General features: G+C 73.8%; 23 protein-coding genes. 11 read left to right on the plus strand and 12 right to left on the minus strand.

The window, feature by feature from the left end; translation table 11 throughout:
- Nucleotides 1-66: 66 nt before the first annotated feature.
- The 5 genes from ACIBJE_RS08300 to ACIBJE_RS08320 all read right to left on the minus strand — a co-directional run bounded on the left by ACIBJE_RS08300 (nucleotide 67) and on the right by ACIBJE_RS08320 (nucleotide 5,236).
- Complete coding sequence (locus ACIBJE_RS08300) at nucleotides 67-732, minus strand: hypothetical protein (RefSeq protein ID WP_396744873.1); 666 nt, start codon at nucleotides 730-732, stop codon at nucleotides 67-69.
- Nucleotides 729-3,413, minus strand: a complete 2,685-nt coding sequence (locus ACIBJE_RS08305; protein ID WP_396744876.1) for an FtsK/SpoIIIE domain-containing protein — start codon at nucleotides 3,411-3,413, stop codon at nucleotides 729-731. Before ACIBJE_RS08305 ends, ACIBJE_RS08300 begins: the two co-directional genes overlap by 4 nt.
- Nucleotides 3,406-4,389 carry a hypothetical protein gene (locus ACIBJE_RS08310; RefSeq protein ID WP_396744879.1) on the minus strand — a complete coding sequence of 328 codons (984 nt, stop codon included), beginning with the start codon at nucleotides 4,387-4,389 and terminating at the stop codon, nucleotides 3,406-3,408. The genes ACIBJE_RS08305 and ACIBJE_RS08310 overlap by 8 nt, the downstream gene beginning before the upstream one ends.
- A 4-nt stretch (nucleotides 4,390-4,393) precedes the next feature.
- Nucleotides 4,394-4,654, minus strand: coding sequence for a hypothetical protein (locus ACIBJE_RS08315; RefSeq protein WP_091462511.1), 261 nt, complete (start codon nucleotides 4,652-4,654; stop codon nucleotides 4,394-4,396).
- A 141-nt stretch (nucleotides 4,655-4,795) separates the two neighbouring features.
- Nucleotides 4,796-5,236 (minus strand): hypothetical protein, encoded by a 441-nt coding sequence (locus ACIBJE_RS08320; protein ID WP_396744883.1) that lies wholly within the window; start codon nucleotides 5,234-5,236, stop codon nucleotides 4,796-4,798.
- 93 nt (nucleotides 5,237-5,329) lie between these two features.
- Between ACIBJE_RS08320 and ACIBJE_RS08325 the strand changes: the two genes are divergently transcribed.
- From ACIBJE_RS08325 to ACIBJE_RS08335, 3 genes are read left to right on the plus strand one after another with little or no spacing between them, the layout of a single operon-like run.
- Nucleotides 5,330-7,885, plus strand: a complete 2,556-nt coding sequence (locus ACIBJE_RS08325) for an ATP-dependent Clp protease ATP-binding subunit (RefSeq protein WP_396744886.1) — start codon at nucleotides 5,330-5,332, stop codon at nucleotides 7,883-7,885.
- A 25-nt stretch (nucleotides 7,886-7,910) separates the two neighbouring features.
- Nucleotides 7,911-8,072 (plus strand): hypothetical protein, encoded by a 162-nt coding sequence (locus tag ACIBJE_RS08330; RefSeq protein WP_396744889.1) that lies wholly within the window; start codon nucleotides 7,911-7,913, stop codon nucleotides 8,070-8,072.
- Nucleotides 8,072-8,422 (plus strand): DUF3140 domain-containing protein, encoded by a 351-nt coding sequence (locus ACIBJE_RS08335; RefSeq protein WP_396745594.1) that lies wholly within the window; start codon nucleotides 8,072-8,074, stop codon nucleotides 8,420-8,422. The genes ACIBJE_RS08330 and ACIBJE_RS08335 overlap by 1 nt, the downstream gene beginning before the upstream one ends.
- A gap of 21 nt (nucleotides 8,423-8,443) precedes the next feature.
- On the opposite strand, the gene ACIBJE_RS08340 is transcribed toward ACIBJE_RS08335, so the two are convergent.
- The 3 genes from ACIBJE_RS08340 to ACIBJE_RS08350 form a co-directional block, all read right to left on the minus strand.
- A complete protein-coding gene (locus ACIBJE_RS08340; RefSeq protein ID WP_396744891.1) occupies nucleotides 8,444-8,680 on the minus strand; it encodes a hypothetical protein in 237 nt (78 codons plus the stop codon).
- 91 nt (nucleotides 8,681-8,771) lie between these two features.
- A complete protein-coding gene (locus ACIBJE_RS08345) occupies nucleotides 8,772-9,743 on the minus strand; it encodes a LysR family transcriptional regulator (RefSeq protein WP_396744894.1) in 972 nt (323 codons plus the stop codon).
- A 94-nt stretch (nucleotides 9,744-9,837) separates the two neighbouring features.
- Complete coding sequence (locus ACIBJE_RS08350) at nucleotides 9,838-10,440, minus strand: hemerythrin domain-containing protein (protein WP_396744897.1); 603 nt, start codon at nucleotides 10,438-10,440, stop codon at nucleotides 9,838-9,840.
- A gap of 247 nt (nucleotides 10,441-10,687) precedes the next feature.
- Here ACIBJE_RS08350 and ACIBJE_RS08355 point away from each other — a divergent pair, with 247 nt between their 5' ends.
- Both ACIBJE_RS08355 and ACIBJE_RS08360 read left to right on the plus strand, forming a co-directional pair.
- Complete coding sequence (locus ACIBJE_RS08355; RefSeq protein ID WP_396744900.1) at nucleotides 10,688-12,013, plus strand: M20/M25/M40 family metallo-hydrolase; 1,326 nt, start codon at nucleotides 10,688-10,690, stop codon at nucleotides 12,011-12,013.
- 66 nt (nucleotides 12,014-12,079) lie between these two features.
- Nucleotides 12,080-12,739: a hypothetical protein gene (locus ACIBJE_RS08360; protein ID WP_396744903.1), complete on the plus strand. Its 660-nt coding sequence runs from the start codon at nucleotides 12,080-12,082 to the stop codon at nucleotides 12,737-12,739.
- Between the two features lie 63 nt (nucleotides 12,740-12,802).
- Here ACIBJE_RS08360 and ACIBJE_RS08365 read toward each other — a convergent pair whose 3' ends face one another.
- Entirely contained in the window at nucleotides 12,803-12,994 is a 192-nt protein-coding gene (locus ACIBJE_RS08365; RefSeq protein WP_088984700.1) for a DUF5703 family protein, read from the minus strand.
- Between the two features lie 106 nt (nucleotides 12,995-13,100).
- Nucleotides 13,101-14,072 carry an aldo/keto reductase gene (locus ACIBJE_RS08370; RefSeq protein ID WP_396744906.1) on the minus strand — a complete coding sequence of 324 codons (972 nt, stop codon included), beginning with the start codon at nucleotides 14,070-14,072 and terminating at the stop codon, nucleotides 13,101-13,103.
- Between the two features lie 179 nt (nucleotides 14,073-14,251).
- On the opposite strand from ACIBJE_RS08370, the gene ACIBJE_RS08375 reads away from it, so the two are divergent.
- Nucleotides 14,252-15,304, plus strand: a complete 1,053-nt coding sequence (locus tag ACIBJE_RS08375) for an LLM class F420-dependent oxidoreductase (RefSeq protein ID WP_396744909.1) — start codon at nucleotides 14,252-14,254, stop codon at nucleotides 15,302-15,304.
- On the plus strand, nucleotides 15,301-16,137 hold the full coding sequence (locus tag ACIBJE_RS08380) for an undecaprenyl-diphosphate phosphatase (RefSeq protein WP_396744912.1): 837 nt from the start codon (nucleotides 15,301-15,303) through the stop codon (nucleotides 16,135-16,137). Before ACIBJE_RS08375 ends, ACIBJE_RS08380 begins: the two co-directional genes overlap by 4 nt.
- A gap of 63 nt (nucleotides 16,138-16,200) precedes the next feature.
- Here ACIBJE_RS08380 and ACIBJE_RS08385 read toward each other — a convergent pair whose 3' ends face one another.
- On the minus strand, nucleotides 16,201-16,797 hold the full coding sequence (locus tag ACIBJE_RS08385) for a hypothetical protein (RefSeq protein ID WP_396744915.1): 597 nt from the start codon (nucleotides 16,795-16,797) through the stop codon (nucleotides 16,201-16,203).
- 496 nt (nucleotides 16,798-17,293) lie between these two features.
- Here ACIBJE_RS08385 and ACIBJE_RS08390 point away from each other — a divergent pair, with 496 nt between their 5' ends.
- The 4 genes from ACIBJE_RS08390 to mshC all read left to right on the plus strand — a co-directional run bounded on the left by ACIBJE_RS08390 (nucleotide 17,294) and on the right by mshC (nucleotide 20,891).
- The gene (locus ACIBJE_RS08390; protein WP_396744918.1) at nucleotides 17,294-18,007 is read left to right on the plus strand and encodes a histidine phosphatase family protein; all 714 of its coding nucleotides are present in this window, start codon (nucleotides 17,294-17,296) and stop codon (nucleotides 18,005-18,007) included.
- Between the two features lie 121 nt (nucleotides 18,008-18,128).
- On the plus strand, nucleotides 18,129-18,713 hold the full coding sequence (locus ACIBJE_RS08395; RefSeq protein ID WP_396744921.1) for a DUF3090 domain-containing protein: 585 nt from the start codon (nucleotides 18,129-18,131) through the stop codon (nucleotides 18,711-18,713).
- Between the two features lie 2 nt (nucleotides 18,714-18,715).
- Complete coding sequence (locus ACIBJE_RS08400; RefSeq protein ID WP_396744924.1) at nucleotides 18,716-19,528, plus strand: SCO1664 family protein; 813 nt, start codon at nucleotides 18,716-18,718, stop codon at nucleotides 19,526-19,528.
- A gap of 124 nt (nucleotides 19,529-19,652) precedes the next feature.
- Nucleotides 19,653-20,891, plus strand: a complete 1,239-nt coding sequence (mshC, locus tag ACIBJE_RS08405; RefSeq protein WP_396744927.1) for a cysteine--1-D-myo-inosityl 2-amino-2-deoxy-alpha-D-glucopyranoside ligase — start codon at nucleotides 19,653-19,655, stop codon at nucleotides 20,889-20,891.
- A gap of 124 nt (nucleotides 20,892-21,015) precedes the next feature.
- Here the strand turns inward: mshC and ACIBJE_RS08410 are convergent, their stop codons facing one another.
- Nucleotides 21,016-21,807, minus strand: a complete 792-nt coding sequence (locus tag ACIBJE_RS08410) for a GntR family transcriptional regulator (RefSeq protein WP_396744930.1) — start codon at nucleotides 21,805-21,807, stop codon at nucleotides 21,016-21,018.
- Between the last annotated feature and the right edge of the window lie 32 nt (nucleotides 21,808-21,839).

Consider the following 21,839-nt stretch of genomic DNA (forward strand, 5'->3'; position numbering starts at 1 on the left):
GTACGGCCGACTCCTGACGCCAACTTCTTGATCGACAGCAACGGGCGGCGGTGGCGGGCGGAACCGTCAGCGGGGGAGTGCGAGCAGGAGCACGGTGGTGACCAGACCGGCGGCGATCACGATCGTCATCGGGCGGGGGCCGAGCAGGGCGTGCCGCCGGTCGGCGAGCAGTTTCGCCGGCCCCAGCCCGATCAGCGGCCCGAGCAGCGAGACCACCAACGCGATCACCGGCATCCCCACCGCCAGGTCGCCACCGTACCGCTCACCCAGCGCCCGCGCCCCGGTCCCCACCGCGTATGCCACCACCGCGCCGAACACCCCGCAGAGCGCCAGCAGCGGGTTCACCGACCCGGGCAGGTCACCCGGCTGCCGGGTGCGGTCCAGCAGTTCGCGCGCCCGCTCCAGCAGCACCACCGGATCGCCCGAGGCACCCCGTGCCGGCCCCGGCGGGTCACCGAGGCGACGGGCCCCGGCGCCCACCCGGCCGCGCAGAACCTGCCACAGATGGGCCGCCTCGGCGTCCACCCGCTCCACCAGTTCGGTCGCCTCGGCGACCTCCGCCTCGGCCCGCCGGAGCTGCTCGGCGGCCTCCCGCACGGCCTGTTCGGCGGCGGCGCACTGCCGCTCGTGCCAGGCCACCGCCTCGGCGCGCTGCGTCGCCGCCCGCGCGGTCAGCTCCGCCAGCCGGCGGAGATGGGCGGCGTACGACTCACTGGTGACCGGTTCGTTCATCGGGGGAGTCCATAGGGGATGATCGTCTGCCCGGTGCGGTGCACCGCCCGGTCGAAGAAGAGTCCCCGCCACGGGCGTGGGTACCAGTCCGGGCCACCGCTGCCCGGGTAGAGCGACGAGCCCAACTCGCCGCCCTGCACGTCCAGGGCCACCCACGCCCCGATCTGGTCGGTCCGCGACGCCGGCCCACCCAGGTCGATGCGCATCCGGGCGACGCCCCGCCACCAGGCCAGCACGTGGGTACGCCGTTCCGGCCCGTCGTGCAGGATCTGCCGCAGGTGCTCCAATCCGGTCCGTCGGCCGACCCGCGCGCCCAGCCGACCCGCCGCCGCGTCGACCGCGTAGAGCAGCAGGTAGTGCGGGGTGGCCGGGGTGCCCGGTGCGGCCAGCGCCTCGGCCGTCTCGGCGACCAGCTCCGGCACGGTCTCCTCGTCGTACCAGGCGGCGTCGTCGGCGAGGTCGGAGTAGAGGGCGCGGGCGGCGTGGTCGGCGTCCGGGTCGAGACAGGCGATGGAGAAGCGGGCCGAGCCGGGCTCGTGCTGGCGGGCCAGCGACCGGCCGACCGCGTCGAGCACCGCGCACGCCTCGTCGACCCGGGTGCCGAGCACCGCCAGGTTGCGGCCGGGTGCCCGGGGCAGCCGCAGCGCCGCCGACCGGGCCTGCACGTCGATGATCTCTCCGAGCAGGGCGACCGGCCCGCGCGGTCCGCCCGGCTGCCGGGCGGGCGTCAGGGCGCGGTAGTCGGGCGCGTCGGCGAGCTGCGGGATCGCGTCGCCGTCGAAGAGGCGGGCCGGGGCGGCGTCCGGCGGGCGCATCCGCCACAGCCGGTGCTGGAGTTCGCTCCAGGTCTCCCACTCGCTGGCCGACGGGATGCGGGCCACCTGGTTGCCCTCCGCCATGCCGGACTCCGCGTTGATCACCGCGTGGTGCCGGGGGAGGGACTGGGCGGCGTCGTTGCGCTCGGCGAGGATCCGCAGCGCCTTCGGCAGCGCGATCCGGAGGGTGAACTGGGCGACCAGCGCCGGACGGCCCCACAGCGCCTCGATGCCGCGGACGTCCTGCGAGGCGAGCACCAGGTGGATGCCCTGCGAGCGGCCCCGCCGGGCCAGGTCCTCCAGCAGGTCGGCGGCCTCCCGGGCGACCACGTCCCGGCCGGCGAGCAGCATCTGGAACTCGTCGACCACCGCGACGATCCGGGGCCAGTGCCCCTCCGGGTCGACCGCCCGCAGCTCGGAGAGCTTGGTGACCTCGTGCTGCTTGGCCGCGTCGGCCCGACGGCGCAGCTCCTCGGCGAGGAAGCGCAGCAGGGCCAGGCCGAACTCCCGGTCGGTGTTGACGTTGATCCCGACCAGCCGCATGTGCGGCAGCCAGCTCGGATCCCGCCGCCCCTGCGCGAACCGGGCGAAGGACACCCCCTCCTTGAAGTCCAGCAGGTAGAACTCCAGCTCGGACGGGGAGTAGCGGGAGGCCAGCGCACCGATCCAGGCGAAGATCAGGTTGGTCTTGCCGGTGCCGGAGGGACCGCCGATCAGGGCGTGCGGCGGGTAGTCGCCGAGGGTCAGCAGCACCGAACGGCCACTGGGCCCCTCGCCGATCGGCGCGACCAGCGCGGTCGACGAGTCCTCCTTCCACATCTGCTCGGGCGGCGGGAGCAGCTCGGTGAACGGGGTGGGGGCCGGCCCGGCGGCGACCGTGCCGGCCACCTGCCGGCAGGTCTCGGTGACCAGGGTCGCCGGGGGCGGCGGGTCGAGGCGTACCGGCAGGCCGGACGGACCGCCGATGCGGACGTCGCCCGGGGAGACCAGCACCCGCTGCACGGTCGGGTCGTCCGGCAGCGGAATGCCCCGGACCACCAGGTGCACGCCGCAGGCCGCCCCGGTGCGGACCACCCGGTCGAGTTGGCCGCGCTCGTGCCGGGAGAGCTCGTCCCCGCCGAGCAGCACGGCCACCCGCCACGGCTCCGGCCGCCGCCCGGTGGCCACGGCCAGTTCCCGCAGCGAGGAGTGCTCCCCGGCCAGCACGGTCTCGTTGATCCGGCGGATCTGCTCCACCAGGTCGTCCAGCAGCCGGGCCAGCCCACCCGGGCCGACGAAGGTGAGCAGTCCGGCGGTGCCGAGCGGGGCGAACCCGGCCAGGCCGCCGCCGAGGTGCTCCGGGTCGTACCCGATCAACCGGACCGTGCCCGGCTCGGCCCGGCCGATGCTGCGCAGCAGCAGTGCCGAGACCACCGCGTCGCCTCCGGGATGGTGGCCGCCGGTGAGGTGGACGTGCCCGGCGTCCAGCAGCGGCACCAGCGCCGGCACCGGCTCCGCGCCGGGGATCCGGACGGTGCCGATCCGGACCGCGCCGGGCGGTTCGGCCCGTCCGGCCGGGGTGGGCGTCCACCGCGCCCAGTCGGCCGACGCCGCACCCGGGGCCTCCCGCTCGGCGGCGGCGGCGGCCCGCCGGGCCAGTTCCTCGATCCGCGCGGCGTACCGGGAGTCGATCTCGGCGAGTCGGCGGTCCCGTTCGGCGCCGACCCGCTGCGGCACCGTCGCGGCGGCCCGCCGCACCCGGGTGAGCCGGTCCTGCCCGTTCTCCCACTCGGTCCGCGCGGCGGTCAGCCGGCCCCGGGCCGAGCCCAACGCCTCGGAGAGCATCCCCCGGACCCGCCCCACCAACTGGGCCCGACGGTCAGCCATGCGGACCGGGCCTGCCGCGTGTGGGGTCGGTCGCCCGGGGCGGTGCGCCCGTAGCCCGGTCGGTCCGGGGCGGCGTGTCCGAAGCCCGGTCGGCCCCGGCCGGTGCCTGCTCGTCGTCGGTGCGCTCGGGCGGCAGGTCCCGGCCGAGCCGGGCCAGCAGCAGGCCGGTCACCACCCCGGCGGTCACCGCCGGGTCGGCCGGGTGCGGTTGCTCGTCGTCGGAGCGCTGCCGGGGCGGGGGCATCCGGCAGACCCGGGTCAGCACGGTCTCCAGCACCGGCGGCGGCAGGCCGGGCAGCAGGTCACGCACCCGCCCGTCCAGCTCGTTGCGCAGTTTCGGCAGGTCAGGGGCCTTGGGTGGGTGTCCCAGCAATTCTCCGGCCAGCTCCCGCAGCAGCGGCGGGGTCACCGTCGCCAGGCCCAGCCCGACATCGGCGTGCGCCCGGCGCAACTCGGTGTGCAGTCGGGTCCGGTCGCCGGCCTTCACCCCGCCGACCACCCGGCGCAGCAGCTCCCGGGCGTCGGCGACCTGTTCGTCCGGGCCGGTCGGCTCGCCCTCCGAACCGCCGGTCAGCTCCGCCACCCGCACCGCCCACCAGCGACGGACCGCCGGGGCGGGCTCCGGCTCGCCACTGTCGTCGCCACCACCCGGCGGCGGGACGTCCCGGGGCGCGTCGTGCGCCGGCTGGCGGGGCTGCGGCTTCCCGGCCGGAGCGCCGTCCGCGCCGAGCCCGATCGCCGCCAGATAGCTGGCGAGCTGCTCCTGTGCCACCCGCAGGGCGTGCCCGGCGGACTCGGCGTGCTCGACGGCGGCCGACAGCTCCGGCACCCCCATCGGGTTGGACGATTCCTGCCGGACCCAGCGCAGCCGCTCGGTGGCCAGGGCGAACTTCTCCAGCGCCTGGGCCAGCGGGGCCAGTGGCAGTTCGTCGGAGGCAGCGCGGACCTGGGCCCCGACGTCCTCGATGATCGACATCGGCTCAGAGCGTCGAGACGTAGAGCTGCGCCTGCTCCACCGCGACCAGTGTCGCGGCGAGACACTCCTCCAGCTCCTGGCTGGCCTGGGTCAGCGACGCCTGGGCGGCCTCGACGGTCTCGTGCCCGCTGCCCTCCAGCGCACCGGCCAGGGTCTGCTGTGCCTCGGCCAGCTTCTCGCCGGCCGCCTGCACCGCTGTCTGCCCTTCACCGATCTGCTGGAGCGCGACATCGATGGCGGCCTTGAGCTCGGCGACGCTCGCCACGGCGAAACCTCCTGGGGGCGGGGAGGACTCCATTAGAGCCTATTCCGGTGTGGGAGAGAACATCCGCCCTGTGGGTGTTACCGCCCCGCTGTCCGCTTGCCGTCCCGGCCTGGGCATCGGCACCGGCCGGGCCGACCGGGGTCACGAGGGCCGGGTCGGATCCGGCACCACCGGGGCGGCGGGTTCCCGCCCTGGCGTGTCGCGTTCGCCGCGCAGCCAGCGCGGCCCGTAGACCTCCGCGCCGAGCGCCCGGACGCGGTCCCGCAGTGTCCGGTCGGCGGTCACCACCAGGCGCCGCCGTCCGGCCTCGGCTCCCACCAGGTCGACGATCGCGTCGTCACCCGACCCGGCGGCGGCCACCACCCGCACCCCGTCGGTGGCCGGCACGTCCCGCGCGACCCCCTCCACCACCAGCACCACCTCGGCCGGCGCGGGCAGCTCCGGTGGTACGCCCCGACCGCCGACCGGCACCAGCCGGTCCCGCAGCCGGGTGGTCGCGCCGACCCGGTCCCGCCACCAGCCGTCGGGACGGCTCCCGACGACGTTGGCGGCGTCCACGATCAGCAGCGGGGTCGTCTCCATGCCCCCACCCTGCCATCCGGACGCGTTTGTCGGGGCCACCCTCGGGTAGCCCTGCGTGTCGATCCTGTCGCCGCCGAACCGGGAGGACTGCTCATGTGGGGACCCGCTGACTTCGGCGCCGACCCGTGGGACGAGTTCCTGGCCCGCTACTTCGGCCGGGGGGAGGGCGGTGGTCGGCCCGCGCACCGGGTCGACATCACCCGCCTGATGACCGCCGACGCGCGGGAGTTGCTGGCCGACGCGGCCCGCCGGGCCGCCCAGCGGCGCAGCAACGACCTGGACACCGACCACCTGCTCTGGGCCGCCCTGCAACGCCAGGCGCTGCGCGACCTGGTGAGCCGGGCCGGCGCGGAACCGGACACCCTGCTCAACGCGCTCGGTGGCCGGGGCGACGGGGCACCCGGCGGCGAGGTGCCACCGAACCTCTCGCTGACCCCGGCGGCCAAGCGGGCGCTGCTCGACGCCCACCAGCTCGCCCGGGCGATCGGGGCGAACTACATCGGCCCCGAACACATCCTCATGGCCCTGCCGCTGAACCCGGAGTCGCCGGCCGGGCGGATGCTGGCGGCCGGGCGGATCCAACCGGAGTCCCTGCAGGCGGCGGGGGCGGAGCGGGGACCGATGACGGGAGCGCGACCGGACCGGGGCACACCCACCCTGGACCAGTACGGTCAGGACCTGACCGACCTCGCCAAGGCCGACCGGATCGACCCGGTGATCGGCCGCAGCGACGAGATCGAACAGGCCGTGGAGATCCTCTCCCGCCGTACCAAGAACAATCCGGTGCTGATCGGCGAGGCCGGGGTCGGCAAGACCGCGATCGTCGAGGGGCTGGCGGAGCGGATCTGCGACGGCGACGTGCCGCAGACGTTGCTCGGCAAGCGGGTGATCCAGCTCGACCTGGCCGGACTGGTGGCCGGCACCCGCTACCGGGGTGACTTCGAGGAGCGGCTGAAGAAGGTGGTCGACGAGATCCGCGCCCACCGGGACGAGCTGATCATCTTCCTGGACGAGATCCACACCCTGGTCGGTGCCGGCGGGGCCGGCAGCGAGGGCGGTATGGACGCGTCCAACATGCTCAAGCCCGCCCTCGCGCGGGGCGAGCTGCGGGTGATCGGCGCGACCACGCTGGACGAGTACCGGCGCAGCATCGAGAAGGACGCCGCGCTGGCCCGCCGCTTCCAGCCGGTGCTCGTGCCGGAGCCCACCGTGGAGGACACGGTCGCCATCCTGCGCGGCCTGCGCGACCGGTACGAGGCCCACCACCAGGTGCGGTTCACCGACGAGTCGCTGGTCGCCGCCGCCGAACTCGCCGACCGGTACGTCACCGACCGCTTCCTGCCGGACAAGGCGATCGACCTGATCGACCAGGCCGGCGCGCGGGTGCGGCTGCGGACCCGGACCCCGGCTGCGGACGTGCGGGAGCTGGAACGCCAGCTCGACGAGGTACGCCGGGACAAGGAGCAGGCCGTCGCCGACGAGCAGTACGAGCGCGCCTCCGCGTTGCGCGACCGGCTGCACGAGGTCGAGGAGCAGATCCGGGTGGCCAAGGGGGAGACCGAGGCCCCGCAGGTGCCCCAGGTCGGGCCGCCGGAGATCGCCGAGGTGGTCTCCCGCGCCACCGGCATCCCGGTCAGTCAGCTCACCGAGGAGGAGCGGGACCGGCTGCTGCGCCTGGAGGGGCACCTGCACGAGCGGGTGGTCGGCCAGGAGGACGCGGTCAACGCGGTCGCCGAGGCGGTCCGCCGCTCCCGGACCGGGCTGGCCGACCCGGACCGGCCGATGGGCAGTTTCCTCTTCCTCGGCCCCACCGGCGTCGGCAAGACCGAGCTGGGTCGGGCCCTGGCGGAGGCGCTGTTCGGCGACGCCGACCGGATGGTCCGGCTGGACATGAGCGAGTTCCAGGAACGGCACATGGTCAGCCGGCTGGTCGGCGCGCCCCCCGGCTACGTCGGGTACGAGGAGGCGGGCCAGCTCACCGAGGCGGTCCGGCGTCGCCCGTACGCGGTGGTGCTGCTGGACGAGATCGAGAAGGCGCACCCGGACGTGTTCAACATCCTGCTCCAGGTGCTCGACGACGGGCGGCTCACCGACAGCCAGGGCCGGACGGTGAACTTCCGCAACACCGTGCTGATCATGACCAGCAACCTCGGCTCCGAGCTGATCACCGGGGCCGCCCGCAGCGTCGGCTTCGGCGCCGGGGAGCCCGGCACCGCGCAGGAGACCGACGAGCTGCGGGACCGGCTGATGCGCCGACTCCAGGAGAACTTCCGTCCCGAGTTCCTCAACCGGATCGACGAGACCATCATCTTCCGCCGGCTGGAGTCCGCGCAGCTGCGGCAGATCACCGGCCTGCTGCTGGAGGAGACCCGCCGCCGGCTGCACGCGCAGGACATCGCCGTCGAGGTCACCGAGGCGGGCGTCGACTGGCTGGCCGAGCACGGGTACCAGCCCGAGTTCGGGGCGCGTCCGCTGCGGCGGACGATCCAGCGCGAGCTGGACAACCGGCTGTCCCGGATGCTGCTCGAGGGCGAGATCTCGCCCGGCCAGCGGGTCACCGTGAACGTCCGCGACGACGCGCTCGCCTTCGACGTCGCCGCCGGTGAGCGGGGCGGGCACCGGCCGGCGACGACCACCCATCCCCGATGACCGTCCCGACGAGCGGAGGCCGGCGGTGAGCGAGGTCGAGGAGAACCCGGACGACGAGGTGCGGACCGAACCGATCAAGGCCCCGCCGACGGCGAACCCGGCCCGGGTCCAGGTTCCGCCGGAGGGGCCCGGGGCCCTGACCGACGACGTGCGGCCGGCTGAGTCCGGACCCGGAGAGGAGGCGTGATGGTACGCGAGGCGAGACTCGACGCGGACGTGGAGCTGCTCTGGGAGGACTTCCACGCCCGGGTGAACATGCCCTCGGAGCAGTTGCGGCAGTGGCTGCTCACCCGTGGCTCGGGGGAGGAGGCGTTCGGCCCGAACCCCGACCTGGACCTGCCCGAGCCGGGCCGGCACATCCTCGCGGTGCTCCGCAAGCGCAAGGTGGACCTGACCGGTGAGGACATCCGGATCATGCAGGACGCCGTGGACCGGATCGACGCCCTGACGGCGCAGAAGCCGCCCGGCGGCAACGCCGACGACGGGTGGCGGCACACCCTGCTCGACCTGGGACACGACCCGCTCGTGGAGCGCTGAGGCGCACCGCCCGACCGGGCGTCACTCCGGTTCGATGCTGCCCACGGTCAGGCCGAGCGCGTCCACCGCGGCCTGCCGGTCGGCGCGGGCGCGTTCCTCCCGGCTGAGCAGGGTGGCGTATTCGGCGACGTGCTCCGGACCGGGGGTGGCCGGCAGGGTGCGCACGAAGGACTCCACGTCACGGGCGGCGGCGGTGTGCGCGGCGGCGGCCCGGCGGGCGGTCTCCCGGTCGTCGCCGGGACGGTCGGTGTCGGTCATGTCCACCCTGTACCCGTTCGCCGGGACTTCGCACCCGCCGGCCCGGATGGGCCGGACACCCGGCTCCGGCGGCCCCGACCGGGCCGCCGGCTCACACCGGGGTACGCCGCCGCGCGCCGAACTCGGGGTGGTCCAACAGCCACTCCAGGTACGCCGGGTGCGGCGCGAGGGAGTCGGTGTACGCGGCCATCGCCGTCGCCAGCACCCCGTCGGCGAACCGGGCCGCCGGGGACTCCGGGTGCCAGCCGAGCAGCAGGCGCCAGCGCAGCGGATTGCCGGCCAGCCGCCGGGTCACCAGACCGGGCACCGGCCGGAAGGTGGCCTGGCACAGCGCCACCGCCACGCCCGCCTCGACCAGGTCCATGCAGACGCGTACGTCCGTCTCGTACACCTTGCGGGGGGTGAAGCCGGACCGTGCGCACGCGGCGGCGAAGCAGTCGCCGAAGCAGCCGTCGCCGGGCGCGGCCACCCACTGCTCGTGCCGCAGTTCCTCCAGCGGGACCTCGTCGCCGTCGGCCAGCGAGTGGGACTCGGGCAGCAGCACGAAGACCGGGTCGACGGCCACCTCCCGCCAGCTCAGTCCGAACTCCGCCGACGGGGCGGCGTCGCCGCACACCCCGGTCAGCACGTAGTCCAGCCGGCCGTTGAAGACCAGCTGGGACAGTTCGTCGACGGACCACGAGGCGTAGGTGCTGATCGGCGCGGCGGGCTGCTCGGCGGCGATGCGGTGCACCAGCCGACCCAGGATCGGGCTGTTCACCCCACCGAACCGGTACCGACTCAGCGCGTCCCCGGCACTGGCCAGCCGGGCCGCCTCGTCCTGGAGGCCCTTCATCGCCGGCAGCAGCACCCGGGCGCGGGCGAGCACCAGCTCGCCCAGTGCCGTCGGCCGCGCGCCGCGCCGGTCGCGGTCGAACAGCGCACCACCGAGCGCCCGTTCGATCCGCTGGAGCTGCGCGGTGAGCGCCGGTTGTGCCAGTCCGAGGGTCGAGGCCGCCTTCGTCACGCTGCCGGTCTCCGCGATCGCGCAGACCACCCTGAGGTGTCGCAACTCCAGGTTCATGACGTGACGGTATGACCGAGTCGGGACTTCCGGAAGACCTTTCGTGTTTCGAAGAGTGCCGATGGATGGCCGGAATGTGACAGCGGGCCCAAGGTCAGTCCCGATCGAGGTCCGCCGGGTACGTCCGGCGACCGGTGACCGCGTCGCGGATCTTGTCGACCACGCCCACCGCCGGCTCGACGATCCGGTTCCACGGTGGAGCGGTCGGCGTCCCGGGGTGCGGACGGGTCGGGGCCGCCTCCTCGGCGATGGCGAACCGGTTGCCGAGCCGGATCAGCTCTTCCTCGGTGGCCACCCCGCGCAGCCGGTGAAGGGCCGGTTCGACCGCCGCCACATGCTGCCGCCAGCGGCGGCGTACCTCGGCGACGTGCTCCGGGTCGGCCGCCCGGACCGCCCGCCGCAGCGCCGCGTCGGTCTCGACGTCCCGGTCGGCCAGCTCCGCGCCGTCGGGCAGCGCGCCGCGCAGCGCCGGGTAGAGATACTGCTCCTCGCCGGAGAGGTGCCGGGAAACCTCGGCGGTGAACACGTCGGCCACCGCCCGCCGCCGGTCGGCGTCGGTGGCCGGGTCGGCCAGCTCCTCGACCAGCGCGGTGAGCCGCCGGTGCTCCTCGCCGACGACGTCGACCACGCTCCGGCCGCCGGGACGGTACCCCTCGTCACCGTCGGCGGGCGGCAACGGGGGCAGCGGGACGCTCATGGGTGCCTCCTCGCACGGGGGCGGACGCGTCCGGCGGCGAGCTGCGCCGACGCCGGACGGTGCGGACCCCAGCGGCGGTACCCGACCGCCCGTCGGCCGAAACCGGCCCGTCGGGTCCGGCGGGGCCAACAGTCGCAGTGGAGCGTCCGGGTCGGATCGTGGCGACGGCTAGGCTCTCCCTGTCCTGCTTCCCAGGGGTTCCGTTTTCTCTCCGCCGGTCGGCGGAGGTATCCACGGAAGGAATCCGATGACCCACCCCGTACCCGCCGTGCCCGACCCCACCGACGAGGTCGTGGACCTCTGCCGCGACCTGCTGCGTATCGACACCACCAACACCGGCGACAACACCACCAGCGCCGGGGAACGGCAGGCGGCCGAGTACGTCGCGGAGAAGCTGGCCGAGGTCGGCGTCGACGCCACCCTGCTGGAGTCCGCCCCCGGCCGGGCCAACCTGGTCGCCCGGATCCCCGGCGCCGACCCGGGGCGGGGCGCCCTGCTGGTGCACGGCCACCTCGACGTCGTCCCCGCCGACGCCGACGAGTGGTCGGTGCACCCCTTCTCCGGCGAGATCCGCGACGGGTACCTGTGGGGGCGCGGCGCGATCGACATGAAGGACTTCGACGCGATGGTGCTCGCCGTGGTCCGCCACTGGCAGCGCACCGGGGTCCGGCCACCCCGCGACATCGTGCTGTGCTACACCGCCGACGAGGAGGCGGGCAGCGACTACGGCGCGCACTTCCTCGCCGAACAGCACCGGGACCTGTTCGACGGCTGCACCGAGGCGGTCGGCGAGGTCGGCGGCTTCTCCTACACCGTCGACGACGCCACCCGGCTCTACCTCATCGAGACCGCCGAGAAGGGCATCGACTGGCTCCGGCTGCACGCCAAGGGGCGTCCCGGGCACGGCTCGTTCGTGCACGACGACAACGCGGTCACCGCGCTCGCCGAGGCGGTCGCCCGGATCGGCCGGCACCGCTTCCCGCTGACCATCACCCCCACCGTGCGGGCCTTCCTGGAGGAGGTCTCCGAGGTGCTCGGCGTCGAACTCGACCCGGACGACCCGGAGACCGCGATCGCCCGGCTGGGCCCGATCGCCAACATCATCGGCGCCACCGTCCGCAGCACCGCCAACCCGACCCGGCTGGCCGCCGGCTACAAGGACAACGTGATCCCCGGCCGGGCCACCGCCACCATCGACTGCCGCAGCCTGCCCGGCCAGTCCGAGATGCTGGAACAGCAGCTGCGCGAGCTGGTCGGTCCGGGCATCGACATCGAGTACGTCCAGCGCCAGCCCGCCCTGGAGACCACCTTCGACGGGGCGCTGGTGGAGGCGATGTCCGCCGCCCTGCGCGCCGAGGACCCGGGCGCCCGGCCGGTGCCGTACATGCTCTCCGGCGGCACCGACGCCAAGGCGTTCGCCCAGCTCGGCATCCGCTGCTTCGGGTTCGCTCCGCTCCGGCTCCCGCCCGACCTGAATTTCTCGGCGCTCTTCCACGGCATCGACGAGCGGGTTCCGGTGGACGGACTACAGTTCGGCGTGCGGGTTCTCGACCGGTTCCTCCGCACCTGCTGACCGGCGCCGCGCCGCGACGCGCCTCCGGTACGGCTTCTTCCCCCATCGCGAAAGGGACTTCCTCACATGACCGACCAGCACGCTGAGCTGGACGCTGCCCTCGAGCGGGTTATCGACGCGGCCCGCCGGCACCTGGCCGCGGTACGCGCCGCCCAGGGCCGGGTCGACGACGACGACGTCTGGCAGGCGTACGTCGAGTTGAACAACGCCTCCTTCGCCTACGACGAGCAGCTCCTCGACGCCTTCGGCGAGGTCACCCCGTGGGACGTGGAGTCGATCGACCCGAACGAGGCCGACGCGCACTTCGGCCCGGGCGGCGAGGGCGTCGAGCCCACCGATCCGCACCCGCAGGTGATCTCCGTACGCCAGCGCCGCGACTACCGGGTGCCGAGCGTGTCGGCGCTGATCCGCGCCGCGGAGGCAGCCCGTCGGGAGGGTACCCCGGCCGAGGACGAGCCGGCCCCGGTCGAGGGCGTCGGCGAGGCGGTGCTGGAACTGCTGCAGAGCGGTGACGGCTCGCTCAGCGCGCTGGACGTCCCCGAGCTGGAGCCGCTCGACGGGGTCGTGATGGTCAGCGAGGTGGGCACCCCGGTCGACCTGGAGTCGTTCGACGACGACGACCCGGTCGGCCCGTTCCAGCCGGCCGCCGACGACCGCCTGGTCGGCCGGCTCGACGAGCACCCCTTCCTCGACCTCGACGAGGACGAACTGGGGCACACTCACTGACCGCCCCGACGGACGCCGGGCCCCGAACCGGCCCGGTGTCCGTCGGTCGGCCCGGGGCCGGCGTCAGTAGGACAGGCCCGGCTGCGGCTGGTTGACCCGGCGGCGACGCAGCACCACCTGTCGGGTGCCGTCCCGGTACAGCCGTACCCGGGCCAGTTCCCAGCCGGCGTACTCGGCCTGGATCGCCAACTGCACCGCGGCGGTCACCCGGTCGACGTTCGGTGGTAGCCGCAGCGGTGCGTACTCGTAGTCCATGGGGCCTATGCTGCCCAGCCCGGCGACGTGGCGCCACCCCCGTCGGGAGACCCGCGCCACCCCGGCCGGGTTCCGGCGTCGGCGTCCCGTTCCCGGCCCGGGGTGGTCAGCCGTCGCGTTCCGGGTAGCCGACCTCCACCGCCGAGACGTCGTCGAGGGCGGTGGTGATCTCCTCCGGCAGGGTGATCCGCTCCACCTGCAACGCGCCCTGGAGCTGCCCGGCGGTACGGGCGCCGAGGATCGGGGCGACCACGCCGGGACGGTCCCGGACCCAGGCCAGTGCCACCTCCAGCGGTGACACCCCGAGCCCGCCGGCGGCGATCACCACCGCCTCCACGATGCTGGAGCAGCGCGGCTCCAGGTAGGTGGCGACGAACGGGCCGAAGTGCGCCGAGGTGGCCCGCGAGTCGGCGGGACGGCCGTGCCGGTACTTGCCGGTGAGCACCCCCCGGCCCAGCGGCGACCAGGGCAGCACGCCGAGCCCCATGGCCGCGCAGGCCGGCAGCACCTCCCGCTCGACCCCCCGCTCGAGCAGCGAGTACTCGACCTGTGCGGCGACCACCGGCGCACGGCCGGGATAGGCCGCCTGCCAGGCGGCGGCCCGGGCGGTCTGCCAGCCGGAGAAGTTCGACACCCCCACGTACCGGACCCGGCCGCTGGTGACCGCGTGGTCGAGCGCCGACAGGGTCTCCTCCAGCGGGGTGTCCGGGTCGTATCCGTGCACCTGCCACAGGTCGACGTGGTCGGTGCCGAGCCGGCGCAGCGAGGCGTCCAGGGTCCGCAGCAGGTGCCCCCGGGAGTTGTCCCGGCGACGCCGGGTGCCCGGTCGCAGCCCTGCCTTGGTCGCGATGAGCAGGTCGTCGCGGGGCACGAGGGTGCCCAGCAGGGAGCCGATCACCGACTCGGCGTCCCCGTCCCCGTAGACGTCGGCGGTGTCGACCAGGTTGCCGCCCGCGTCGAGGTAGCTCTTCAGCTGGGCGGCCGCGTCGTCGGCGTCGGTGTCCCGACCCCAGGTCATGGTGCCGAGCGCGAGCCGGGAAACCGCCAGCCCGCTTCGGCCGAGCGGTCGCTGTTGCATGGGTGAACCTTATTTCGAACCGAGGCCCGACCGATATCCTCGCCTCCGTCATCTCTCCGACCATCCGGCCGTCCCAGGGCGGCGATGTGGTCCGTCCTGCGGGAGCGAGGCGGTGGTCGGCCCCGCCACCGGCATTGCGTAACCTGATGCGACTCGTGGTGCGGGATGGGGGAGGACCAGTGCGACTCGGGCTCAGCCTCGGATACCAGACGGCGTGGAGCACGCCGGCCGACCATCTGGCTCTGGCACAGGAGGCGGACCGGCTCGGCTACTCGGTGGTGTGGGCGGCGGAGGCCTACGGCTCCGACTCGCCGAGCATGCTGGCGTGGATCGCCGGGCAGACCGAACGGATCGACGTGGGCAGCGCGGTGATGCAGATCCCGGCGCGGACCCCGGCGGCGACCGCGATGACCGCGGCCACCATCGACGCGCTCTCCGGGGGCCGGTTCCGGCTCGGGCTGGGCGTCTCCGGCCCGCAGGTCTCCGAGGGCTGGCACGGCGTCCGGTTCGCCAAGCCGCTCGCCCGTACCCGCGAGTACGTGGACATCGTCAAGCTCGCCATCGCGCGTAAGGAGGTCGCCTACGCCGGCGACCACTACACACTTCCGCTGCCCGACGGCCCGGGCAAGGCGCTCCGGCTCGGCTTCCGCCCGCCGCGCGAGCACATCCCGATCTACCTCGCCGCTGTGGGTCCGAAGAACCTGGAACTGGCCGGGGAGATCGCCGACGGCTGGCTGGCCGTCTTCTACGCGCCCGAGTTCGCCGAGGAGCAGCTCGCCGCCGTCCGCGCCGGCCGGGCGAAGGCCGGCCGGGAGCTGGCCGGCTTCGACGTCGTACCGTCGGTGCCGGTGGTGGTCGGCGACGACGTCGCCGCCTGCGCCGAGCTGGTCCGCTGGTATGCCGCGCTCTACGTCGGCGGCATGGGCAGCCGCCAGCAGAACTTCTACAACCAGCTCGCCACCCGGATGGGCTACGGTGACGCGGCCCGCGAGGTGCAGGACCTCTACCTCGCCAAGCGGCAGCGGGACGCCGCCGCCGCGGTTCCGATGGAGTTCATCGACCGCACCTCGCTGCTCGGACCGAAGGAGCGCATCGCCGAGCGGATGCGCGAGTACGCCGCCGCCGGTGTCACCACGCTGTCGCTGACCCTCTTCGTCGCCGACCGGGAGAGCGGTGTGGAGACCCTGCGTACCTGCGCCGAGGCCCTGGAGCTCGCGGGAGTGGGCGAGTGAGCTGGATCGAGGCGATCGTTCTCGGCATCGTCCAGGGACTCACCGAATTCCTCCCGGTCAGCTCGTCCGGCCACCTGCGGATCACGTCCGCGATCTTCTTCGAGCGGGACGCCGGCGCGTCATTCACCGCGGTCACCCAGCTCGGCACCGAGGCGGCCGTGCTGCTCTACTTCGCCAAGGACATCTGGCGGATCACCCGGGTCTGGGTGGTCGGCATCCGGGACAAGTCGGTCCGCGCCAGCCTCGACTACCGGATGGGCTGGTACGTGATCGTCGGCTCGATCCCGATCGGTGCCTTCGGCTTCCTGTTCAAGGACCAGATCCAGACCGCCGCCCGCAACCTGTGGCTGGTGGCCACCACGCTGATCGTCTTCGCGTTCGTGCTCGCCTTCGCCGAGTACTGGGGTCGGCAGACCCGCACCCTGGAGAACTTCCGGATGAAGGACGGCGTCGTCATGGGTCTCGCCCAGGCGATGGCGCTGATCCCGGGGGTGTCCCGCTCCGGCGGCACGCTCACCGCCGGCCTCTTCCTCAACCTGACCCGGGAGGCGGCGGCCCGCTACTCGTTCCTGCTGGCCATCCCGGCCGTGGTGATGTCCGGCGTGTTCAGCCTGGGTGACGTCTTCGAGCCGGCCGCGCCGGGCACGTCGGTCCCCAGCGTGGCCCAGATGGTGGTGGCGACCGTGATCGCCTTCGCCATCGGCTACGCGGCGATCGCCTGGCTGCTCCGCTACGTCGCGCACCACACGCTGTACGTCTTCGTCCTCTACCGGGTCGCGCTCGGCACCCTCGTGCTGGCGCTGCTGATGACCGGAACCATCTCGGCCACCTGATCCCGGGCATGCGTGTGGGCCGGCACCCCGGTTGGGGGTGCCGGCCCACACGTGTGATCAGGGTCAGCTGTTCCAGTGCTCGGCGACCAGGTCGGCGGCCTGCTTCTCCCACTGGGCGTAGTGGTCCGGGTACGCCGACACCTGCACCGTCTGGGCGGCCTGGGTCAGCGGCATGTCCTTCCAGCCGTCGACCTGCTTCAGACCCTTCAGGAACGCGGTCGTCGAGTACTCGGGGTCGGTGATCTGCTCGACCGTGCCCCAACCCGACGACGGACGCTGCTGGAACAGACCCTGCGAGTCGTGGTCGTTGCGGTCACCCAGATGACCCAGGTTCTCCAGCTTCGACTCCTGCAGGCTGGTGGCGATCGCCACCACGGCGGCCCGCTCGTCCATACCGGCCTTCTTCGTCGCCTCGATGATCGCCTTGACGTTCGCGGTCTGCTCGGCGTCCAGCGGGATCCGCGACTGGTCACCCTGCACACCGTTCGGGATCAGCTTGCCGGCGTCCGGCTTCTCCGCCTGGACAGCGGCCACGGGGGTGGTCGGGGCGGCGTGGGCGGGGTTGTCCAGCACCGTGCCGACCGGGCCACCGACGACACCACCGGCGAAGGCCAGACCAGCGACACCGAGAACAGTCTTACGCAGAAGCTTCGTGTTCATGGGGGTACTCCATTCGGGGGTCGGCACACCCGGGGGTGGGGGTGTGCGAGCACCGTCCGGCGCCCGGGAGGGGGAAAAGAAGTTCGGAGGTCCTCGGCGGGGAGCGGGGCCCACCACGCCGGGTCCAGATGTAACGACCGCCGGCCGCCCGGCATTCCACCCGACCGCTCCGCCAGCGGATCGGGGGGCACGGGGCTGCTACCTCGGTCGTCCAGAGGGTGTAACGACCACCGGCCGCCCGGCATTCCAGCCGCAGCCCAGCCGGGCCGGACGCATCCGGGAACCGGACACCCACCCCACTGCGGCGCAGAGCCGAATCCGGCCCCTGATCGACTCCATCACGCCGAAACGGCGCCCTCCATCATTCCGGACCGTCCCACATCGCCGAAACGGAGTCGACCATGGCGACCTGGGACGACGGGGCGGTGGCGCGGCGACTCACCGGTGGCCGAGCGCGGACGGGCGGGGAGCGAGGAACGCCGGGTCAGGCCATAGGGTGGTCAGCGTGGCGACCCTTCTGCTTCTACGACACGGCCGGACGACGGCGAACGCCGACGGAGGGCTGGCCGGTCGGCAACCGGTCGAGCTGGACGAGACGGGTCGATCCCAGGCCCGCGCGGTGGGTGAGCGGCTGCGTGCCCTGCCACTGGCCGCCGTGGTGACCAGCCCTCTGGTCCGCTGCCGGCAGACCCTGGACCTGGCCCTGCCCGGGGTGGCCCCGGTCGTCGAGGACGGGCTGATCGAGTGCGGCTACGGCGAGTGGGAGGGGCAGCCGCTCAAGAAGCTGGCGAAGGACCCCCTCTGGCCGGTGGTGCAGCAGCACCCGAGCGCGGTGGTGTTCCCCGGGGGAGAGGCGATGGCCGGGATGGCGGCCCGTGCGGTCGCGGCGGTGCGCTCCTGGGACGCCCGGCTCACCGCTGAGCACGGCCCGGAGGCGGTCTGGCTGGCGTGCAGCCACGGCGATGTGATCAAGGCCATCGTGGCGGACGCGCTCGGCGTGCACCTGGACCTGTTCCAGCGGATCGTGGCGGACCCGGCGTCGGTGACCGCGATCCGGTACACCCCGATCCGGCCGTTCCTGCTGCGGCTCAACGACACCGGCGGTGACCTGGCCGGGCTCGTCCCCCCGGCGCGGAAGCGGCGACGCCGGGCGGCCCGGGCGACGGACTCGGACGCCGCGGTGGGCGGCGGCGCGGGAGCCGGTCGGTGACCGTCCCCGGTTCGGTGGCGACCGGCGTGCCCGGCCGTCCGGCCCGGTCCCGGCGGCCAGGACGACGATTCTGCGTCGGTGGGGTGCGCGTCCGTTCCGACGGCCGGATAGGGTCGGGGGTATGACCCACCAGGTGCACGCCTTCGAACCGCCGGAGCGGTTCGTCGCTGGGACCGTGGGGCCGCCGGGGGAGCGGACGTTCTTCCTCCAGGCGCGCGGCGGTGGCCGGGTGGTCAGCGTCGCGCTGGAGAAGGTCCAGGTTTCCCTGCTGGCCGAGAAGCTGGAGGAACTCCTCACCGAGGCGCAGCGGCGCTTCGGTGTCGAGCTGCCCGAGCTACCGGCCACCGGCACCGCCGACAACGACCCCCTGGACACTCCGGTGGACGAGGAGTTCCGGGTCGGCACGCTCGGTCTGGCGTTCGACGTCGACACGTCGACCGTGGTGATCGAGGCGATCGCCGCAGGCGAGACCGAGGTCGAGGTCGCGCTCGGTGAGGATGACGACGACGACGATGACGACGACGTGGTCGAGCCGGACGAGGACTTGGACCGGCTCCGGGTGCGGCTGACCCCCCAGGAGACCCGGCGGTTCATCGAGCGGGCCCGTCGGGTGGTCAACGCCGGCCGGCAGCCCTGTCCGCTCTGCGGCCAGCCCCTCGATCCCGCCGGTCACCTCTGTCCCCGGCACAACGGCTACCACCGGTGACGTTGTCGGACACTCGTCCCGCCGAGGAGGAGAGCGCCGCACTGCGGCTGCTCCGCGAGGGTGAGTTCGCCCTGGAGGGGCGGCTCGTGGACGCCTCCAACACGACCCTGCGCGGGACGCTCACCCTGGACGGGGTGACCGTCCGCTGCGTCTACAAGCCGGTTCGCGGTGAGCGTCCGCTCTGGGACTTTCCCGACGGCACGCTCGCCGGCCGGGAGGTCGCCGCGTACCTGGTCTCCCGGGCCACCGGCTGGGACCTGGTCCCCCCGACGGTGCTGCGGGACGGCCCGTTCGGCCTCGGCTCGTGTCAGCTCTGGATCGACGAGCCGGACGACGCCGAACCGCTGGTCGGCTTCGTGCCGGCGGACGCGGTGCCACCCCGCTGGTTCCCGATCGCCGCCGCCCGGGACGACGACGGCACGCCGTACGCCCTGGCGCACGCCGACGATCCGCGCCTGGCCCGGCTGGCGGTGCTGGACGTGGTGCTCAACAACGCCGACCGTAAGGGCGGACACGTCCTGATCGGCCCGGAGGACCGGATCCACGGCGTGGACCACGGGGTGACCTTCCACGTGGACGAGAAGCTGCGGACGGTGCTCTGGGGCTGGTCGGGCCGACAGCTCCCGGGGGACGCGCTGCGGATGCTCGACGCGCTCGCCGGTCAGGTCGACGGCCCGCTCGGCGAGGAACTCTCCGCGCACCTGACGCTGACCGAGATCCGCCGCCTGGCGGACCGGATCGCCGTGTTGCGGGAGACCGGCCGCTTCCCCCTGCCATCGCAGGACTGGCCGGCGGTGCCCTGGCCGCCCATCTGACCTGCGGCATCGCCCCGGATCGCGGTGCGCCGCCCGTTCCGGTGGCCCGATTCCACCGGAGGCTGTCGGGTTGATCACCAACACGGGTCGTCCCCGCTGTCGTAACGCTCGTTAGGCTGACGGCATGGAGTCATGGGCGGGGCACGAGGTGCCGCGGCTGCCGGGCAGGGGCGAGCCGCTGACATTGTTCGACTCGGCGCGTCGCGGTGCACACCGGAGTGATCCGGAGGGCACGGCGACCATGTACGTCTGCGGCATCACGCCGTACGACGCCACCCACCTCGGGCACGCCGCGACCATGATCACATTTGACCTCGTCCAACGGATGTGGCGGGACTCCGGCCGCGAGGTCGCGTACGTGCAGAACGTCACCGACATCGACGATCCGCTGCTGGAACGGGCCGAGCGCGACGGCGAGGACTGGAAGGTCCTGGCCATGCGGGAGACGGCCCTGTTCCGCGAGGACATGGAGGCGCTGCGGATGATCCCGCCGGCGCACTACGTCGGCGCGGTCGAGTCGATCCCGGACATCGCCGACCGGGTGCTGCTGCTACTCAAGGACGGTGCGGCGTACCGGCTCGACGACGGCACCGGGGACGTCTACTTCGACGTCGCCGCCACCGGCCGATTCGGCTACGAGTCCAACCTCTCCCGTGAGGAGATGCTGGAGATCTTCCCGGAGCGTGGCGGTGACCCGCAGCGGCCCGGCAAGCGGGACCCCCTCGACCCGCTGCTCTGGCGTGGCGAACGGCCGGGGGAGCCGTCCTGGCCCGGCGGTGACCTGGGCCCGGGGCGTCCCGGCTGGCACATCGAGTGCACGGTGATCGCGTTGAACCTGCTCGGTGAGCGGATCGACGTCCAGGGTGGCGGCAACGACCTGATCTTCCCGCACCACGAGTGCTCGGCGGCGCACGCCGAGCGGCTCACCGGGCAGGCCCCGTTCGCCACCCACTACGTGCACGCCGGCATGATCGGCCTGGACGGCGAGAAGATGTCCAAGTCCCGGGGGAACCTGGTCTTCGTGTCCCGGCTGCGGGCCGACCGGGTCGACCCGATGGCGGTGCGGCTCGCCCTGATGGCCGGGCACTACCGCAGCGACCGGTCCTGGACCGACGACCTGCTCGCCGCCGCCGGGGAGCGCCTGGCCCGCTGGCGTCGGGCCGCCGCCGCCCCCGCCGGGCCGTCCGGCGCGGCGCTGCTGGCCGGGGTACGCCGACACCTCGCCGACGACCTCGACACTCCGGGCGCGTTGGCGCTGGTCGACCGGTGGGCCGAGGAGACGCTGGCCGGTACGGCGGACGACCCGGACGCCCCGGCACTGGTCACCGCGACGGTGGACGCCCTGCTCGGTATCCGCCTCTGACGGCTGCCGCCGCGCGACCAGCTCGCCCTGCCCGTCGGCCGTCGCCGAAACCGGCCGAGTCGCGCGTGTCGCCACCGTCGGTCGCGCCCGGCGGCCCGCACCGTCGGTTCAACGCGCTGTCGGTTCAGCCGAGCACGAGGCCCGGGTCGGGGTCGGGCTCCGGCGTCGGACCGGGGACCCGGTACTCCTCGGTCAGCGTGGTCATCGGCCCCGGCCAGGTCGCCTGGGCCACCTCGATCGGCTTGCGCGCGGCGTCGTACGCCACGTGCAGCAGGTGCAGCACCGGTGTGTCCGGCCGGATCTGGAGGGTCTCCGCCTCCTCCCGGCTGGGCTGGCGCGCGCTGATCGTGTCGGCGGCGGTCACGTACCGCCGGCCGGTGGCCTCCTCCGCCTCCTGGTAGAGCGGACGGCCGAACGCCTCGGCCCGCTCCAGCGAGGTGCCGGCGGTGTCGGCCGGCAGGAACCAGGACGCCCCCACCTCGACCGGGGAGTCCTCGGTGCGGACCAGGTGTCGCCGGACGAGCAGTTCGGTGCCGTCCGGTACGCCGAAGGCGTCGGCCACCTCGGGCGGGGCGGGGGCACGGCCCACCGCGACCAGCTGCTGCCGGTACCGGGCGGCCAGGTCGGCGTGGTATCCGCGGAAGCCGCCATAGCGTCCCCGGGAGAGCCGGTTGAGTCGCCGCCGGGTGCCCCGGACGTACGTACCCGAGCCGGGTTTGGTGATCAGGACGCCCTCGACCCGCAACTGGTCGACGGCGCGCTGGACGGTCTGCTTCGCCACCCCGAACATCTCGGCGATGGCCGGGATGGACGGTAGTCGCTCGCCGGGTGCCCAGTCCCCGCGCCGGACCCGCGTCTTCAGCTGGTCGGCGATCTGGCGGTGCGGGAACTCGGCGGCTCCCGGGTTGATCTGCACGACGCGGCTCCTCCCGGCCTCGAACAGCTAGG

Origin of the sequence: Micromonospora sp. NPDC050187 (assembly GCF_044459745.1) — a bacterium.
Taxonomy (GTDB): Bacteria; Actinomycetota; Actinomycetes; order Mycobacteriales; family Micromonosporaceae; genus Micromonospora.